Below are 16126 nucleotides of genomic sequence, written 5' to 3' on the forward strand. Positions count from 1 at the left end.
GAAAAGTTTCGCATGGAGGCCCGGGCAGGTTCGGGGGGGTCCGACATTCCGTGTCGAACCCCCTCTGACCTGCACCTGGACCAGACCATTCGGTGGCGGTCAGGCCCCGAAGCTCTTACCCACCGGCTTGTCCTTGCCGCCCTTGCCGATCAGGTGCGCGGGCAGCAGGTCGCGGGCCGGCTCGCGGTAGCCGACCGAGACGATCCTGTCGCCCTCGAAGGTGAAGCTGGTCAGCGAGGCCAGCGAGCACTGGCGGCGGCGCGGGTCGTGCCAGAGCCGGCGGCGCTCCACGAAGGAGCGGACGATCCAGACCGGCAGCTGATGGCTGACGCAGACCGCCTCGTGCCCGCGCGCGGCGTCCCGGGCGGCGCCCAGCGCGCCCATCATCCGCACCACCTGGTCGAGGTAGGGCTCGCCCCAGGACGGCTTGAACGGGTTGGTCAGGTACTTCCAGTAGGCCGGGTTCCGCAGCGAGCCGTCGCCCACCCCGAAGGTCTTGCCCTCGAAGATGTTGCCCGCCTCGATCAGCCGCTCGTCCACCGCGATGTCCAGGCCGTGCGACTTGGCGATCGGCTCGGCGGTCTCCTGCGCCCGCTCCAGCGGGGACGCCACCACATGGGTGATGTCCCGGCCGGCCAGGTCCTCGGCGACCCGGTCGGCCATCTGCCGGCCGAGCTCGGACAGGTGGTAGCCCGGCAGGCGGCCGTACAGGATGCCCTCCGGGTTGTGCACCTCACCGTGCCGCATCAGATGGACGACGGTGATCTCTTTGGCGCTCACTTCTGGGTTCTCCTGGGCTTCGTGGGGTGTACGGGCTAGGCCGTGGCCTCGGCGGCGGCGCGGGCGGCCGCCGGCAGGGCGGCGGCGATCCGCTCGATCGCCCGCTCGTCGTGGGCCGCCGAGACGAACCAGGATTCGAAGGCGGACGGCGGCAGGTAGACGCCCTGGGCGAGCATCGCGTGGAAGAAGGCGGTGAAACGGTACGCCTGCTGGGTCTTCGCCTCGTCGTAGTCGGTGACGGCGGCCTCGGTGAAGAACACCGAGAACATGTTCCCGGCGGTCTGCAGCCGGTGTGCCACACCCTCCTTGGCCAGCGCGTCGGACACCAGGGCGGAGACCTCGGCGGCGACCCGGTCCACCGTGGCGTACACCTCGTCGGTGCAGCCGCGCAGCTGGGCCAGGCCGGCGGCGGTGGCGACCGGGTTCCCGGAGAGGGTGCCCGCCTGGTAGACCGGGCCGACCGGGGCCAGGTGCGCCATCACGTCCTCCCGGCCGCCGAAGGCCGCCGCCGGGAAGCCGCCGCCCATCACCTTGCCGAAGGTCAGCAGGTCCGGCGCCCAGCCCTCGTTCGCCGCCTCCAGGCCGTACCAGCCGGCCCTGGAGACGCGGAAGCCGGTCATCACCTCGTCCGAGATGAACAGCGCGCCGTTCTCCCGGCAGAGCCGGGCCAGACCGCCGTTGAAGCCGGGCAGCGGCGGGACGACGCCCATGTTGCCGGGCGAGGCCTCGGTGATCACGCAGGCGATCTCGCCCGGGTGCGCCTTGAACGCCTGCTCGACGGCGGCCAGGTCGTTGTAGGGCAGCACGATGGTGTCCCCGGCCTGGGCGCCGGTGACGCCCGGGGTGTCCGGCAGACCGAAGGTCGCGACCCCGGAACCGGCGGCGGCCAGCAGCGCGTCCACATGGCCGTGGTAGCAGCCGGCGAACTTCACGACCTTGGCCCGGCCGGTGAAGCCGCGGGCCAGCCGGATCGCCGACATGGTGGCCTCGGTGCCGGAGGAGACCAGGCGGACCTGCTCGACCGGGGCGATCCGGGCGACGATCTCCTCGGCCAGCTCGACCTCGCCCTGACCGGGCGTGCCGAAGGAGGTGCCGCGCGAGACGGCCCGCTGGACGGCGTCGATCACCGCGGGGTGCGCGTGGCCGAGGATCATCGGGCCCCACGAGCACACCAGGTCGACGTACTCGCGGCCGTCGGCGTCGGTGAGGTAGGGGCCGGTGCCGGACACCATGAAGCGCGGCGTACCGCCGACCGCGCGGAAGGCGCGCACCGGCGAGTTGACGCCGCCGGGCGTGACGATCGAGGCGCGGTCGAAGAGCGACTGGGACTGGGGTGCTTCGTAGGGGTAGCTCACAGAAGACATGGTCTCAAATCGTGTCCTTCACCTCTGCATGTCGGACCTCATCATCTGGAACGATGATCCGGGTGCCGAAGTCTGTACGGTTATCCGTATGACGGGGCCCTGGCTGCTCCCACTGCACGGACCAGTCAGACTATGTACTCCGAGTGTGCAGACACTCCGGGGTGTGCAGGGGTGAGTGCAGGACTGCCGCGTACCGCGACTGGGTACGGCGGCGCATGACGGGTAAGGAGCACGTCCGGAGGGACGCCGGACGTGCGGGGGTCTGTCGATTCCGGCGAATTCCGGTGAGGATGGTCCGAGTGTCCGAGGCGCAGGACGGCTACGACGAGGCGGCGGGTGGCTCCCGCAGGCGCGCCGAGGCCGCACGCGGGGGTACGGGAGCGGGTACGGGTCGCGGCGGTCGCGGCGGCGAGAGGCGGGGTGAGGGACGCGTGGGGGTGACATACAAGTACTTCGGCGCACCCGACCGGGCCACCGCCGCCAGAGTCCCCACCGCGCTGGGCCCTGGCGGGCTGGGCCTGGACGCGGGCGAACTCGGCTCGCTGGGGCGGCTCGGCGACCTGATGGAGACCAGCGGCTCCCCCAACGGCCACCTCTCCACCAAGATCAAGCCGGAGACCATGAGCGCCATGGTCCTCACCGGCATCCAGGGCGTGCCGCTGCACCAGGTCCCGCCGCTGGAACTGGTCGTGCTGCACCCCGACTACGCGGTCGTCCAGCTCCCCCAGAACGTCGTCGAGCCGCTGCGCAAGGCCGACGAGACCGAACTCGGCGCCGCCGCCTTCATCTGGTCCACCGTGCCCGACCGCCGGGGCCCGCGCGACGCCTTCGTGATCTACAGCATGCTGCACGAGTGGCAGGACTTCGCCAACCGGCTGCACGACGCCGGGCACCAGCTGTACTGCCTGGTCTGGCCGTGACCCCGGGGCCGGCTGCTTTCTGATCGACCGACAGCAGCGTTTCCCCAAGGGCCCGAAGGGACCGCCGGCCAGGGTCGGGGCCCGGCGACGGAGACTTTCCTGCGGCCGATCACGGTGACAGCGGCGTCCGGAGTGACCGTCAGCAAGCCCGTGCAGAGCACCGCCGGAGCGAGTGGGAGCCGCCGGGCCGCCGCCCTCAGCCCCGGGGGCGGCGGGCCCTGCGCACCACGCGTTCACTCTCCACCGGCTCCGCCAGCGGGCCGTCCACCAGCCGAGACAGGGCCGAGACGAAGAACTCCCGCTCGGGCTCGGGCAGCGACTCCAGCACCTCCCGGTGCACCCGGTCGGCGATCGCGGTGCCCTGTGCGACGGCGTGCCCGCCCGCCTCGGTCACCGAGATGATCCGGGCCCGGCGGTCGGTGGCGGACGGACGGCGCTCGGCCAGGCCCGCCTTCTCCAGTTCGTCGACGGTGACGACCATGGTGGTCTTGTCGAGGTCGGCCAGTTCGGCCAGCTGGATCTGGGTGCGCTCGGCCTCCTGCGCGTGGAAGAGCACGCAGTAGGCGCGCGGGGTGATCCCGAGCTCGGTGAAGGCCGCCGCCATCCGGGTCGCCAGGACGTGGCTGGCGTGATCCAGCAGTCCGGAGATGTCGCGGATCTGGCGCACGGGCGGGATCGTCGTCATACGTCCGAGCGTAGCAAGGCCGTCTGCTGGCGGATGATCCCGTTGACCAACTAAACGCGGGGCGCCGACACGGGCGGGGCTGTCGGGCCTACGGGATGCCGAGCTCGAACAGCGCGTACCCGGCGTACCAGCCGGCCGCGATCACCGGCATCGCGAACAGGCCCACCAGCGTGGACAGCCGCAGCCGGCGCAGCGCGATCGCCAGGCCGATGAAGAGCGGGAAGGCCGGCAGCAGATACCGCGAGATGTTGCCGAAGATCTGGTTGCTGCTCAGCGCGGTGAAGACGGTCAGCGCCGTGTAGACCACCAGCACCAGCGGCGGCCGGGTGCGCAGCAGCAGCACCAGCAGCCCGGGCAGGGCCATCAGCAGGGCGATCGCGATCAGGTCGGGGGCCGGATTGGACTGCCAGAAGGTCCAGTGCCCGGTGATCACGTCCAGCGCGCTCCGGAAAGTGGAGGCGCCCCAGTCGAAGTAGCGGTTCCAGGCGCCGCGCTGGAGCTTGAAGTAGCCGCCCCAGTCGTCCATCCGGTAGCCGACCCAGGCCACGTACCAGAGCAGGCCCCAGGGGGTGATCAGCATCGCGGTCAGGGGGCGCGCGATGCCGTCGGTGCGCCGGATGAGTGCCACCAGCGCCGCGATCGAGACGGCCGCGATCAGGGCGGCGGCGGTCGGCCGGTTGAGGCCGGCCACCAGGGCGAGCAGGCCCGCGGTCAGCCAGCGCCGCGTCATCACGCAGTAGCAGGCCCAGGCGGAGAGCGCGACGAACAACGAGTCCGAGTAGACCGCCCACTCGACGCCCGAACCGGGGAACAGCCCCCAGACCACCGCCGCGATCACGCCCGCCCTGAAGCCGCCCAGCCGCTCGGCGATCGCGAAGATCCCGGCCGCCGCGAAGAAGGAGGCCAGCACCGACACCACGATGCCGGAGCCGTACGGGCCGAGGCCGGTGACCGCCCCCACCAGGTTCATCAGCCACGGGTAGAGCGGGAAGAAGGCCGCCGAGTTCTCGTAGTAGGTGGCGAGCGGATAGCCCTCCAGCCGGATCAGCTGCGGGTCGTAGCCGAACTCGGCGATCCGCTGGTACCAGACGCCGTCCCAGGTACCGAGCACGTCCCAGGGCTGGGCACCGCCGCCGCGGCCCGGGTCCTTCTTGAGGTAGTCCCCGGTGTGCGACAGCAGCAGCATGAAGACGGTCAGCCCGGTGGCCTTCACCACCGCGTACGCGCCGAGCGCGGGCGCGAAGCGGTCCACCAGGGCGGCGAACCCGCCCCGGCCGGGCTCCACCGCCTCGTTCTCCCCCGCGAGCGGGCGCGACGACGTGCCGGACTCGGTGCTCGACGATTCGGTGCTCGATGCCGTGCTCATCAGCTCTGGACTCCCCGCCCCCGCTCGTGACCGACGCTGCTACGAACACAGCGACGCCGGCCGAGCCTACGGCACCACGCCAGGGACGCCGGCGGCAGCCGCCCCCGAGCGGCCGGTCCACGGCGAAAACCGGTGGCGCGCGCTGCGGCGGTACGCGGACGATCCAGGGTATGCCCGACGAAATCCCTCCCGTCCGTCAGATCCGCGCGGCCCACACCGCCGAAACCGTCACCGTGTACCAGGCCTTCGGCCCGGAGATCGCCGTCCCGGCCGCCGCGGACGGGCGCTTCCCGGCCGCGTTCAAGCGGGACCGGATGACCTGGGTCAAGCCGTCGTTCCTCTGGCTGATGCACCGCAGCGACTGGGCCCGCGGTGCCGGCCAGGAACGGGTGCTGGCACTGGAGATCAGCCGGGCCGGCTTCGACTGGGCGCTCGAACAGGGGGTGTTGAGCGCGTACACCGGCCGGGTGCACGCGTCGAAGGACGACTGGAAGCGGGAGCTGCGACGCAGTCCGGTCCGGGTGCAGTGGGATCCGGAGCGGGACGTGCGACTGCGGCCGCTGGCCTGGCGGGCGGTCCAGATCGGGCTGCGCGGTGAGGCGGTGCGGCGGTACGCGGACGAGTGGATCAGCCGGATCACGGATGTCACGGCGCTGGCCGAAGAGGTACGGCGAACCGGGGACAGCGGGTTGCTGCCGGTGGAGCTTCCGTACCCGCTGGACGCCTCCGCCGCCGCCCGGTTGGGGGCGGCGGCGGGGTAGCGCCGGTCAGCCGTGCAGGTAGACGATGCCGAGCTTGGTGAGCTGCCAGAGCTGGCCGGCCGCACCGGTGTCGGCGGCGAGCTCGACCAGCGGGTTGCCCTTGGCGTCGAGGTCGCCGCTCGCGGTGACGACCTTGCTCCGGTCCTGCGAGTCGGCCAGCTTGTAGAGGCCGTCGCCGGCCGGCTCGAAGATCCAGTGCTGGTTGCCGCCGCCGTTGCAGCGCCACTGTTCCAGCCGGGTGCCGGGGGCGGTGGAACCACCGGTGGCGTCCAGGCACATGTCCCGGTTGCCGCTGAAGTCGAGTTCGTAGCCGCCGCCCTGCTCGGCCTCCAGGACGAAGGACTGGTTGAGGCCGCCGGTGGCCGGATAGGTGATCGCGTTCCGGCCGTTGGTGGCGTCGCCGTAGGTGCCGCCACCGGAGAGGTCGAGCACCCGGCCCGTGGCGGGGCTGGTCAGCTGGTACCAGGCGCCGTCCTCGGGCCCGTCGCCGAACGGCCTGCCGGGGGTGAGCGGTTCGATCGACGTGGTGTTCTGCTGGTTGAGGGTGCAGTAGGCCTGCTGCTGGCCCGGCCGGGCGTAGAACTGGCCGAGGCAGCCGCCCTCGCCGCGGTAACCGGCCACCCTCAGGTGGTACGACTGGCGAACCATGTTCATGCAGAGACCGGGGATGCCGATCTGCTGGTCGCAGCCGTTGCGGACCCACTCGGACAGGTTGATGACGTCCCCGTTGGTGTACTCGTACGGGGAACTGGTCCACTCCGCGCAGACCTCGTGGCCGAAGGCGACCCGCCGCTGGTCCAGGTACCGGACGCCGGGCACCTGTTCGGCCGCGCCGCGCAGGGTGTCACTGAAGACCGGGACCACCCAGTTGTGCCCCCAGGCGAGGTCCTCGGGGAAGGCCGGGCAGCCGTCGGCGACCTTGCCGAGGTAGTCGTTGCGGCGGATGTCGGGGGTGATCGGGTTGAAGTACGACTGGTAGACCAGCTGGTAGGAGGAGTCGGCGTAGCCGGCCGTCCGCATGGTCTGCCGGATGTTCCGCAGCGCGGCGACCACCTTGGGCTGGACCTTCCCGGCCCGCTGGGCGATCTCGTCGCTGCCGATGGTGTCGCGGCAGCCCTGGTCCTTGGGGATCGGGAAGTACTGCGCGAGGCAGTGCATCATGATCCCGCTGAAGTCGAAGTCGTCGTTGGCGCCGATCGTGACGACGACCATTTTGACGTCGTACCGGCCCGCCACCTCGGCGAGTTGGACGTCCTGCTTGCGCTCGCCGAAGTCGCCGCTGCCCGGCCCGGTGATCTTCGCCAGCTCGGGGTCGCTGACCAGGTCGCCGGTCTGGGCGCCGGAACAGGCGAGGTCGACGGGGGTGACGCCGGGGATGCCGGTGACGAAGATCTCCGACCTGGGGTGCCGGTGGCAGTAGTTGGTGGGGGTGTCGGTCTCCGGGAAGTAGCCGTCGCCGGTGTCGGTACCGGCGCCCTCCCCGGAGATGGCGCTGTCGCCGAGGGCGACGATCGCGGCCGGGCGGGCGGGGCCGGCCGCCGGGGCGGCCGGGCCGGGGTCGGCGAGGGCGGCGGGGGCTCCGGCCAGGCCGAGGGTGGCGATGAGGGCGCCCGCCGCGAGCAGCGCGCCGTACGGGGAGCGGCGCGCGGCCGTCCGACCTCGCCGCGCACCTGCCGATCGTGACCTGATCACACGCGACTCCTTGCGGGGTGGGGCCGCCCGGCCGGGGGCGCCGGACGGTTCGGAGCAAAGGAAGGTGAGCAGGTCTCACATTCTAGGTACTGGCAAGTAACGCAACAAGGCTTCGGACAGCGCCGGGAGTTGACGCCACCGCGGGCCCGGGCGGACCAGGAGGACCGACATCCGGGGCCCGGAAAAGCGGAGAGCCGCCGCCCCGCGCCCCAGGAGGGAAGCGCGCGGCGACGGCTCACGCCGGCCGAACCGGGCGTGGATCAGCCAGCGTTGACGCAGTGGTTGCCGAACGCGGGGTTCAGCAGACCGACGATGTCGATGGTGTTGCCGCACGCGTTGATCGGGATGTGCACCGGGACCTGGATCTGGTTGCCGGAGATGACGCCGGGGGAGCCGGCGGCGACACCCTCGGCGCCGGAGCTGGCCACCGCGGAGCCGGCACCGGCCGCCACGATGCCTACCACGGCGGCACCGACGGCGGCCGTCTTCTTGATGCTCATAGGAGCCTCCTGACTATTCGACAGATATGCACGGGGAGTGCGACATCTCCAACGACACCCGCCCGGCCCGGTTGCTACGACGCGCCCACTGTCACCCGACCGGCTCAACGGGCCGGGGCGGCCAGGCATTTGGGTGATCACCGGAGCCGACCGTTTCCCGCCGGGCGCTGCCTCGTTCTCCCTGGCGGAACACACTCCACCCAGGCCCCTCTCACGAATCGAGATACCGCACATGCGCAAGCTCGCCCACGGCGTCCTCGGCACCGCGGCCACCGCCGCCCTGCTGGCCGCCGGCGCCGGCGCCGCCTCGGCCCACCACCTCCACGGCGCCTCCGCCGAGGGTGTCGCGGCCGGCTCGCCCGGGGTGATCTCGGGCAACCAGATCCAGGTGCCGGTACACGTCCCGATCAACCTGTGCGGCAACAGCATCGACATCATCGGCCTGCTCAACCCGGCGTTCGGCAACCACTGCGCCAACGCCTGACCCGTCCGGGGGACGCCGCCCGGCTCCACCGTCGCGAGGCCCGACGACTCCCGGGAGATCCGCGGCCGTCCGCCGCCCGCGTTCCGCGCGGGGCGGCGGACGCTCCGGAATTCCTCCTGGTCGCGCCTTCGCGCGAAACAATCCCGGCCGTGCGGGAATTGTTCGCGAGACACGGAAACGAGGCGGCCGCGGAACGTCCGAGCCACGGACGGAACACGCCGCTCTGCGCCGCCGGAGTGACAATCACGGAAAATCCAGAAGCCATCGGGCGATGATTTCACTTTCGCCCGGATCCCGACATTCCCAACCCGTCGGGCAGAAAACGGAGGAAAGACATGCGCAACATCAAGAAGGCCGCCGTCCTGTCCCTCGCCACCGCCGGCCTGGTCGTCGGCGCGGCCGGCGGCGCGTTCGCCAGCTCCGGTGCCGAGGGCGTCGCCGCCGGCTCCCCCGGTGTGCTCTCCGGCAACCAGATCCAGATCCCGGTGCACGTCCCGATCAACCTGTGCGGCAACAGCATCGACATCATCGGCCTGCTGAACCCGGCGTTCGGCAACCACTGCGCCAACGTCGGCTGAACCCCGCGGTCGCCGTAGCGGCGACCGCCGGTTCACCGAGCCCGGGCCGCACCCCGCGACCTGCGGGGTGCGGCCCGCTCCACCCGTGTGTGATCGAGGAGATCTACCCCCATGCAGAACGTGAAGAAGGCCGCCGTCCTGACCGCCGCCGCTGCCGGCCTGGCGCTGGGCGCGGCGGGCTCCGCCGTCGCCAGCTCCGGTGCCGAGGGCGTCGCCGCCGGCTCCCCCGGCGTCGTCTCCGGCAACCAGATCCAGGTGCCGGTGCACGTGCCGGTCAACCTGTGCGGCAACTCCATCAACATCATCGGCCTGCTGAACCCGGCGTTCGGCAACCACTGCGCCAACGTCGAGGCGCCCCCGGTGCACGAGGACGACTGCTGATCTCCGATCGGCACGCGTTCCGCCGTCCTGCCCCCCGACCAGCCGGCCGGGGGGCAGTTCGGCATCCCCGGGCGCACCCCGGCTGCCCGGGAACCCGATCCCCCGAAGGGTGATTCCGCATGATCTCGATCTCGAAGAAGAGCGGGGCCGGCCTCGCCGCCGCCCTGGGCGCCGCCATGCTGCTCGGCGCGGGCACCGCGCACGCGGCGCCCGAAGGCGGTGCCAACCTCCAGCGCACCGACATCGGCCAGGCGCTCGGCGGTGCGACCACCGGCCTCGGCTACGGCGTCGCACCGCTCAAGGACCTGCGGGTGGACCCGTGGGCGCAGTCCTCGGCCGACGTGCTGAACAACGGCGCGACCGTCCAGCCGGAGAACTCCGGCCTGGCGCCGGTCAGCACCACCACGCTGACCGGCCCGCTGAGCGCCGGCGGCGGACCGCGGGACCTGCCGGCCGTCGGCGCGCTGCTCGGGCTGCTGCCGGGCTGATCCCGCGCCCCGGGCTCCCGGCCGCCCGCACACAGCCGAGAGCCCGGTGCCCCGTCCGTCCGGAGGGGGCACCGGGCTCTCGTCGGCCCGGGGCCGGGTGAGGCCTCAGAGCTGGGTGAGGCCGGTGACGCCGGACTGCTGCACGACGCCGGTGGTGGTGGCGGTCGTGGTCTCGGCCAGGTTCCCCACCGAGTCGGTGACCGAGATCCGCTCGTCCTCGTTGCCGAGGCTGGCCTTGGCGCCGGGGACGGCCTGCACCGTGCCGGTGATCAGCCGCGGGTCGATCTCGCCCACCTTGAGCCGGCCGTCGGCGAGCTGGCCGGTGCCGTCCTGGACGAGGGCGAGCGGCCGGCCCAGCCCGACGCCGGGGGTGTCGGCGTGCAGCGGCGCGGCCGGGGCCTCCAGCAGCAGCTCGCCGAGCGCGGCGCCCCGGTCGACCAGCGGCAGCGGCAGATCGGCCTTGGCGGTGGGGCCGACCTTGCCGGTGCCGAGCGCGGGCAGGATCCGCTCCGGGACCAGCGCGTCGCCGGTGGTGTGCCCGGGCACCGGCGGCATCACCAGGGAGGCCGGGATACCGCCGGAGATCCGGCTGCCCAGCGGGGTGAGCGGCAGGTCGAGCGGGACCTGCTGGGTGGCCAGCTGGTCCTCCAGGGCTCCGACCTGGTCGGGGTTGACCGCAGCGGCGGACGCCGCCCCCTGCGAGGCGAGCACGCCCGCACCGACCGCCAGCAGCATCGCGCCGGCCCGCTTGGAGAACTTCATGCTTTTCACCGTTCTGCCTGTCCGTACTGGAGATCTCTGTGGCACGGCTGCGCGGGCGCAGCCGAAAGCAATCTGTCTCAACGAGACAACCGGAGTACGGATTGCGGCGATTAGCCTGTTCGGCTTAATAATCAGACCGGAAACCCTCGCCCGTCGCGCCTCCCGGACTCTTTTCCAAAATCCCCGTAACCTTCCGTGCCGTCGTTCTTTGATCTGAATGTCAGTGACCGCAGACCGGGCCTGAGCGTTGTACGCGTTGTACGCACGGAATCCAAAAAGCATTTCAGAGAGGGATCTCCCCATGATCCAGAAGTCCTTCGCCGCCGCCGGGCTCGCCGCGGCCGCGCTGGCCGTGACCGCGGCGCCGGCCTCGGCCATCGGCGACGCGGACGGCGCCGCCGGGTCCTTCCAGGGCAACGGTGGTACCAACTTCACCGGCACCGTCGGCGACAACAGCCCGAACTTCCACTTCCTGGACAACGCGAACGTCTGCCTCCCCGAGATCCACAACATCGCGGTCGGCGTTCTCGGGGTGGCCGTCCCGGTCGAGGTCCCGATCGCCAACAGCGGCGGCAAGCAGTACTGCACCCAGGGTCAGGGCACCCAGAGCAAGGGTGACGGTGGCATCTCCCACCTGATCGGCTGACCTGCCGCCCACCCGCACCACCCCTGAACCACCCTTCGAATCGCTCCCCGATTCACCCTCGAGAGGAAACCGGAAATGATCAAGAAGTCCCTCGCCGCCGCCGGCCTGGCCGCCGCCGCCATCGCGATGTCCGCCGGCTCGGCTTCCGCCATCGCGGACGCGGACGGCTCGGCCGTCTCGGTCCAGGGCAACGGCGGCACCAACCACACCGGCACCGCCGGCAACAACAGCCCGAACTTCCACACCCTGGACAACCCGAACGTCTGCCTGCCGGAGGTCCACAACATCGCGGTCGCCGTCATCGGCGTCGCGGTGCCGGTCGAGGTGCCGATCCTGAACAGCACCCCGAAGCAGATCTGCAACGTCGGCCAGAACACCCAGTCCTCGGGCGACTCTGGTGTCTCGCACCTGATCGGCTGATTCGGGGCATGGCGCGGCCGGAGGGCCCGGGGAGGTCTCCCCGGGCCCTCCGGGCTGTACGGACCGGTCACCCGGACGGGCCGCCGCTCCCGCGTGCGGGCCGGGCGGGTGACAGGCCGTCGGCCCGGCGCGTGGGGCGCCGGGCCGACGGGAGCGGGTGATCACGTGTCAGTGACAGGGCGCTCCGGGAGAGCGTTCCGACAGAGAGGGCAGATCCATGAAGAGCAAGCTGGGCAAGGCCGCGCTGACCGCCTTCGGCGCGCTGGCGCTCGCGGGTGTCGCCACCCCGGCGTTCGCGCACGTCGGCCTCGCGGGCGGCGGCGAGTTCGTCGCCTCGGCGCACCCCGTGTTCGCCGCCGGTGAGTGGTGGGGCCTCGCGCACACCACCCACATCCACACCGGCGCCCAGGGCTGGGGCGCCGCCACCTCCACCGACGCGCTCGGCGGCGTGGAGGGCTTCGCCCACGTCGGCTGACGTACGGGTGTACGACGAAGGCCGGGCCCGGTGAGGGGCCCGGCCTTCGTCGTACTGGCTCGTACGGTGGTGGGCTACTTGAGCAGCGCGGCGGCCTCGACCGCCCAGTAGGTGAGGATCTGCTCGGCCCCGGCGCGGCGGATCGAGGTCAGCGTCTCCATGATCATCCGCTCCCGGTCGATCCAGCCGTTCGCCGCGGCGGCCTCGACCATCGCGTACTCGCCGGAGACCTGGTACGCCGCCACCGGCACCGGCGAGGCGTCGGCGACCTGCCGCAGGACGTCCAGGTAGGCCATCGCGGGCTTGACCATCACCAGGTCGGCGCCCTCCGCGACGTCCTGCGCCAGCTCCCGCAGCGACTCCCGGGCGTTCGCCGGGTCCTGCTGGTAGGTCTTGCGGTCGCCCTTCAGCGAGGAACCGACCGCCTCCCGGAACGGGCCGTAGAACGCCGAGGCGTACTTGGCGGTGTAGGCGAGGATGCCCACGTCCTGGTGCCCCGCGCCGTCCAGCGCCTCGCGGACCACCGCGATCTGACCGTCCATCATCCCGGACGGACCGACCAGGTGGACGCCCGCGTCCGCCTGCACCCGGGCCATCTCGGCGTAGCGCTCCAGCGTCGCGTCGTTGTCCACGCTGCCGTCGGCGGCCAGCACCCCGCAGTGGCCGTGGTCGGTGTACTCGTCCAGGCAGAGGTCGGACATGACCACGAGGGCGTCGCCGACCTCGGCGACCACGTCCCGGATCGCCTGCTGCAGGATGCCGTCCGGGTTGGTGCCCTCGCTGCCGACCGCGTCCTGCACCTCGGGCACGCCGAACAGCATGAGGCCGCCCAGGCCCGCCTCGGCCGCTTCGACGGCGGCCTTGCGCAGGGTGTCGCGGGTGTGCTGGACCACGCCCGGCATCGACGACACCGGGACCGGCTCGCTGACGCCCTCACGGACGAACAGCGGCAGGATCAGCTCCGCCGGGTGCAGCCGGGTCTCGGCGACCAGCCGGCGCATCGCCGGGGTCGAACGCAGCCGGCGGGGGCGGACGTACGGGAATTCAGCGGACACGGCTTCTCTCTCCGAACGGTTGTGCAGCGCCGGGGGCGGCGGGTCGGCCGCCCCCGGGACGAGCATGTCGAACAGCAGGGCCTCAGCGGGCCTTGCGGCGCGAACCGGGGCGGCGCTCGCTGGGCCGGTAGACCGGCTCACCGGCGGCGGTCGCGGTGTCGCGGCGCCTGGCCCCGAAGTCCGCCAGCGCCTGGGCCAGGGCGGCCGCCGACGGCGCCGGGGCCATCACGTCGACCCGCAGGCCGTGTTCCTCGGCGGTCTTGGCGGTGGCCGGGCCGATACAGGCGATGACCGTCACGTTGTGCGGCTTGCCGGCGATGCCGACCAGGTTGCGCACGGTCGAGGACGAGGTGAAGAGCACCGCGTCGAAGCCGCCGCCCTTGATCGCCTCACGGGTCTCGGCCGGCGGCGGCGAGGCGCGGACCGTCCGGTACGCCGTCACGTCGTCGACCTCCCAGCCCAGCTCGACCAGGCCGGCCACCAGGGTCTCGGTGGCGATGTCGGCGCGCGGCAGCAGCACCCGGTCGATCGGGTCGAACACCGGGTCGTACGGCGGCCAGTCCTCCAGCAGCCCGGCCGCGGACTGCTCACCGCTCGGCACCAGGTCCGGCTTCACACCGAAGTCCACCAGGGCCTGCGCGGTGGTCTCGCCGACCGCCGCGACCTTGATCCCGGCGAACGCCCGGGCGTCCAGGCCGTACTCCTCGAACTTCTCCCGGACGGCCCGGACCGCGTTCACCGAGGTGAAGGCGATCCACTCGTAGCGGCCGGTGACCAGGCCCTTGATCGCCCGCTCCATCTGCTGCGGGGTACGCGGCGGCTCGACCGCGATGGTCGGCACCTCCTGCGGTACCGCACCGTACGAGCGCAGCTGCTCGGAGAGGCCGGTGGCCTGCTCCTTGGTGCGCGGCACCAGCACGTTCCAGCCGAACAGCGGCTTGGTCTCGAACCAGGAGTGCGAGGAGCGGTGCGCGACCTGCTCGCCCACCACGGCTATCACCGAGGTCGCCGGGTCCACCGGGGCGGAGACCGGCGAGGGCAGCACCCGGGCCGCCTTCAGGTCGGCCGCGATGGTGGCCAGGGTCGCGGTGAAGGTGCGCTGGCGGGTGGTGGTGCCGGAGAGCGTCGCGCTGAGCGCGGACTCCGGCTTGCGGCCGTTGGAGACCAGCGCGTTGGCGGTGGCCGGCAGCTGCCCCAGGGTGGTGCGCACCACCAGGGTGGTCTCCGGCGCGCCCAGGTCCACCGGGCTGCCGGCGAGCAGCGCGGGACCGTCCACGAACCGGACGTCGGTGCCGCTGCCGCCGCGCAGCGGGACGCCGGCGTAGGCCGGCACGCCGACCGACTGGGCGACGCCCGGGATCACCTCGAACGGGATCCCGTCGCCCGCGCAGCTGAGCATCTCCTCGGCCGCGCAGCCGTCCAGGCCGGGGTCGCCGTCCACGGTGCGGACCACGTGCCGGCCGGAGCGGACGGCCTCGGCGACCAGCTTGGCCAGGTCGAACCCGGCCCCCTCCGCGCCCGGGGTGTGCACCTGCACACCGGCCGGACAGTGACTGCGCACGGCGGCGGCGGTCAGCGGATCGGCGACCAGGACGTCGGCCGAGGCGAGCACCTCGACCGCGCGCAGCGTCAGCAGGCCCGGGTCCCCGGGGCCCGCGCCCAGGAAGGTGCACCGGCCGGCGGCGGACGACCCGCCCGCGAAGGGGCTGTCGGCCGGGAACGGGGTGTCGGTGGCGGTGGTGGGGCTCATCGGGCTCGCTCCCCCATCAGGGCGGCCGCGCCCGCGTCGAGCAGCCGGGCGGCGAGGGCGCGGCCGAGGGCCGCCGCCTGCTGCTCGGCGGTCTCGTCGAGGACGATCGGACCGTGGGCGGACATCTTCAGCAGGGAGGTGCCGTCGACGGTGCCGACCACGCCCTCCAGCCGCAGTTCGGATCGGTGACCCCAGGTGGCCAGCGCGGCGACCGGCGCGGAGCAGCCGGCCTCCAGGGTGGCCAGCAGGGCGCGCTCGGCGGCCACCGCGACCCGGGTGGGGGTGTGGTCGAGGGCGGCCAGCGCGGCGGTCAGCCCGGTGTTGGCGGTGGTGCACTCGACGGCGAGCGCGCCCTGGCCGGGGGCCGGGATCATCAGTTCGGGGTCGAGGTGACCGCTGATCTCGGCGCTGCGGCCGAGCCGGTTGAGGCCGGCCGTGGCCAGCACCACGGCGTCCAGCTCGCCGGAGGTGACGAAGCCGATCCGGGTGTCGACGTTGCCGCGGATCGCGACCGTCTCCAGCGCGGCGCCACGGGCTCGCGCCCAGGCGTTCAGCTGCGCCATCCGGCGCGGCGAGCCGGTGCCGATCCGGGCGGTGCGCCCGGCGCCGGCCAGCTTCTCCACCAGTTCGTCCAGGGCCAGGCCCTCGTGCGACACCAGGGCGTCACGGACGTCCTCGCGCTCGGGGACGGCGGCCAGCACCAGGCCCGTGGGCTCGGCGGTGGGCAGGTCCTTCAGCGAGTGCACGGCGAAGTCGATCCGGCCCTCCAGCAGCGCGTCGCGCAGCGCGGAGACGAACACGCCGGTGCCGCCGATCTGCGCCAGCGCCTCCCGGGAGGTGTCGCCGTAGGTGGTGATCTCCACCAGCTCGACGGGGCGCCCGGTGACCCGGGTCACCTCGCGGGCGACCATGCCCGACTGGGCCATGGCGAGCGCGCTGCGCCGGGTGCCGAGCCGCAGCGCTGCGGTCGCGGGCCGGGCCTGGTCGGTGAGCGGTTGACCATTCATGAGGTGATCGTC

Annotated in this window: 19 protein-coding genes; 9 read left to right on the forward strand and 10 right to left on the reverse strand. The window is 72.5% G+C overall.

Annotation, left to right across the window (positions count from 1 at the left end; translation table 11 throughout):
* Positions 1-99 precede the first annotated feature (99 nt).
* Together AB0P06_RS08080 and hemL are read right to left on the reverse strand one after the other, a co-directional pair.
* Complete coding sequence (locus AB0P06_RS08080; RefSeq protein ID WP_363606060.1) at positions 100-747, reverse strand: histidine phosphatase family protein; 648 nt, start codon at positions 745-747, stop codon at positions 100-102.
* Between the two features lie 68 nt (positions 748-815).
* Positions 816-2144 (reverse strand): glutamate-1-semialdehyde 2,1-aminomutase, encoded by a 1329-nt coding sequence (hemL, locus tag AB0P06_RS08085; RefSeq protein WP_363605961.1) that lies wholly within the window; start codon positions 2142-2144, stop codon positions 816-818.
* A 290-nt stretch (positions 2145-2434) separates the two neighbouring features.
* Between hemL and AB0P06_RS08090 the strand changes: the two genes are divergently transcribed.
* The gene (locus AB0P06_RS08090) at positions 2435-3064 is read left to right on the forward strand and encodes a hypothetical protein (protein WP_363605963.1); all 630 of its coding nucleotides are present in this window, start codon (positions 2435-2437) and stop codon (positions 3062-3064) included.
* A gap of 196 nt (positions 3065-3260) precedes the next feature.
* Here the strand turns inward: AB0P06_RS08090 and AB0P06_RS08095 are convergent, their stop codons facing one another.
* Together AB0P06_RS08095 and AB0P06_RS08100 are read right to left on the reverse strand one after the other, a co-directional pair.
* On the reverse strand, positions 3261-3749 hold the full coding sequence (locus AB0P06_RS08095) for a MarR family transcriptional regulator (RefSeq protein WP_363605964.1): 489 nt from the start codon (positions 3747-3749) through the stop codon (positions 3261-3263).
* 88 nt (positions 3750-3837) lie between these two features.
* Positions 3838-5115 carry a hypothetical protein gene (locus AB0P06_RS08100; RefSeq protein ID WP_363605966.1) on the reverse strand — a complete coding sequence of 426 codons (1278 nt, stop codon included), beginning with the start codon at positions 5113-5115 and terminating at the stop codon, positions 3838-3840.
* A 170-nt stretch (positions 5116-5285) separates the two neighbouring features.
* Here AB0P06_RS08100 and AB0P06_RS08105 point away from each other — a divergent pair, with 170 nt between their 5' ends.
* Positions 5286-5876: a DUF4291 domain-containing protein gene (locus AB0P06_RS08105; RefSeq protein ID WP_363605967.1), complete on the forward strand. Its 591-nt coding sequence runs from the start codon at positions 5286-5288 to the stop codon at positions 5874-5876.
* Between the two features lie 6 nt (positions 5877-5882).
* Here AB0P06_RS08105 and AB0P06_RS08110 read toward each other — a convergent pair whose 3' ends face one another.
* Both AB0P06_RS08110 and AB0P06_RS08115 read right to left on the reverse strand, forming a co-directional pair.
* Positions 5883-7568: an RICIN domain-containing protein gene (locus tag AB0P06_RS08110; protein ID WP_363605968.1), complete on the reverse strand. Its 1686-nt coding sequence runs from the start codon at positions 7566-7568 to the stop codon at positions 5883-5885.
* Between the two features lie 260 nt (positions 7569-7828).
* On the reverse strand, positions 7829-8068 hold the full coding sequence (locus AB0P06_RS08115; protein WP_363605969.1) for a chaplin: 240 nt from the start codon (positions 8066-8068) through the stop codon (positions 7829-7831).
* Between the two features lie 232 nt (positions 8069-8300).
* Here AB0P06_RS08115 and AB0P06_RS08120 point away from each other — a divergent pair, with 232 nt between their 5' ends.
* The 4 genes from AB0P06_RS08120 (at position 8301) to AB0P06_RS08135 (ending at position 9999) form a co-directional block, all read left to right on the forward strand.
* Entirely contained in the window at positions 8301-8552 is a 252-nt protein-coding gene (locus AB0P06_RS08120; protein WP_363605970.1) for a chaplin, read from the forward strand.
* 335 nt (positions 8553-8887) lie between these two features.
* On the forward strand, positions 8888-9130 hold the full coding sequence (locus tag AB0P06_RS08125) for a chaplin (protein WP_363605971.1): 243 nt from the start codon (positions 8888-8890) through the stop codon (positions 9128-9130).
* A gap of 111 nt (positions 9131-9241) precedes the next feature.
* Positions 9242-9511, forward strand: coding sequence for a chaplin (locus tag AB0P06_RS08130; protein ID WP_363605972.1), 270 nt, complete (start codon positions 9242-9244; stop codon positions 9509-9511).
* Positions 9512-9630: 119 nt separating this feature from the next.
* On the forward strand, positions 9631-9999 hold the full coding sequence (locus tag AB0P06_RS08135) for a hypothetical protein (RefSeq protein WP_363605974.1): 369 nt from the start codon (positions 9631-9633) through the stop codon (positions 9997-9999).
* 105 nt (positions 10000-10104) lie between these two features.
* On the opposite strand, the gene AB0P06_RS08140 is transcribed toward AB0P06_RS08135, so the two are convergent.
* Positions 10105-10761 (reverse strand): hypothetical protein, encoded by a 657-nt coding sequence (locus AB0P06_RS08140; RefSeq protein WP_363605975.1) that lies wholly within the window; start codon positions 10759-10761, stop codon positions 10105-10107.
* Between the two features lie 301 nt (positions 10762-11062).
* Here AB0P06_RS08140 and AB0P06_RS08145 point away from each other — a divergent pair, with 301 nt between their 5' ends.
* The 3 genes from AB0P06_RS08145 (at position 11063) to AB0P06_RS08155 (ending at position 12302) form a co-directional block, all read left to right on the forward strand.
* Positions 11063-11407 (forward strand): rodlet layer protein, encoded by a 345-nt coding sequence (locus AB0P06_RS08145; protein ID WP_363605976.1) that lies wholly within the window; start codon positions 11063-11065, stop codon positions 11405-11407.
* A 75-nt stretch (positions 11408-11482) separates the two neighbouring features.
* Entirely contained in the window at positions 11483-11827 is a 345-nt protein-coding gene (locus tag AB0P06_RS08150; RefSeq protein WP_363605977.1) for a rodlet layer protein, read from the forward strand.
* A 217-nt stretch (positions 11828-12044) separates the two neighbouring features.
* Positions 12045-12302 carry a hypothetical protein gene (locus AB0P06_RS08155; RefSeq protein ID WP_363605979.1) on the forward strand — a complete coding sequence of 86 codons (258 nt, stop codon included), beginning with the start codon at positions 12045-12047 and terminating at the stop codon, positions 12300-12302.
* 74 nt (positions 12303-12376) lie between these two features.
* On the opposite strand, the gene hemB is transcribed toward AB0P06_RS08155, so the two are convergent.
* The 3 genes from hemB to hemC form a co-directional block, all read right to left on the reverse strand.
* The gene (hemB, locus tag AB0P06_RS08160) at positions 12377-13357 is read right to left on the reverse strand and encodes a porphobilinogen synthase (protein ID WP_363605980.1); all 981 of its coding nucleotides are present in this window, start codon (positions 13355-13357) and stop codon (positions 12377-12379) included.
* 82 nt (positions 13358-13439) lie between these two features.
* Entirely contained in the window at positions 13440-15107 is a 1668-nt protein-coding gene (locus AB0P06_RS08165; protein WP_363605982.1) for a uroporphyrinogen-III synthase, read from the reverse strand.
* A complete protein-coding gene (hemC, locus tag AB0P06_RS08170) occupies positions 15104-16114 on the reverse strand; it encodes a hydroxymethylbilane synthase (RefSeq protein WP_363605983.1) in 1011 nt (336 codons plus the stop codon). Before hemC ends, AB0P06_RS08165 begins: the two co-directional genes overlap by 4 nt.
* Positions 16115-16126: the final 12 nt, after the last annotated feature.

The sequence above is a fragment of the Kitasatospora sp. NPDC088351 genome (assembly GCF_040685575.1).
Taxonomy (GTDB): domain Bacteria; phylum Actinomycetota; class Actinomycetes; order Streptomycetales; family Streptomycetaceae; genus Kitasatospora.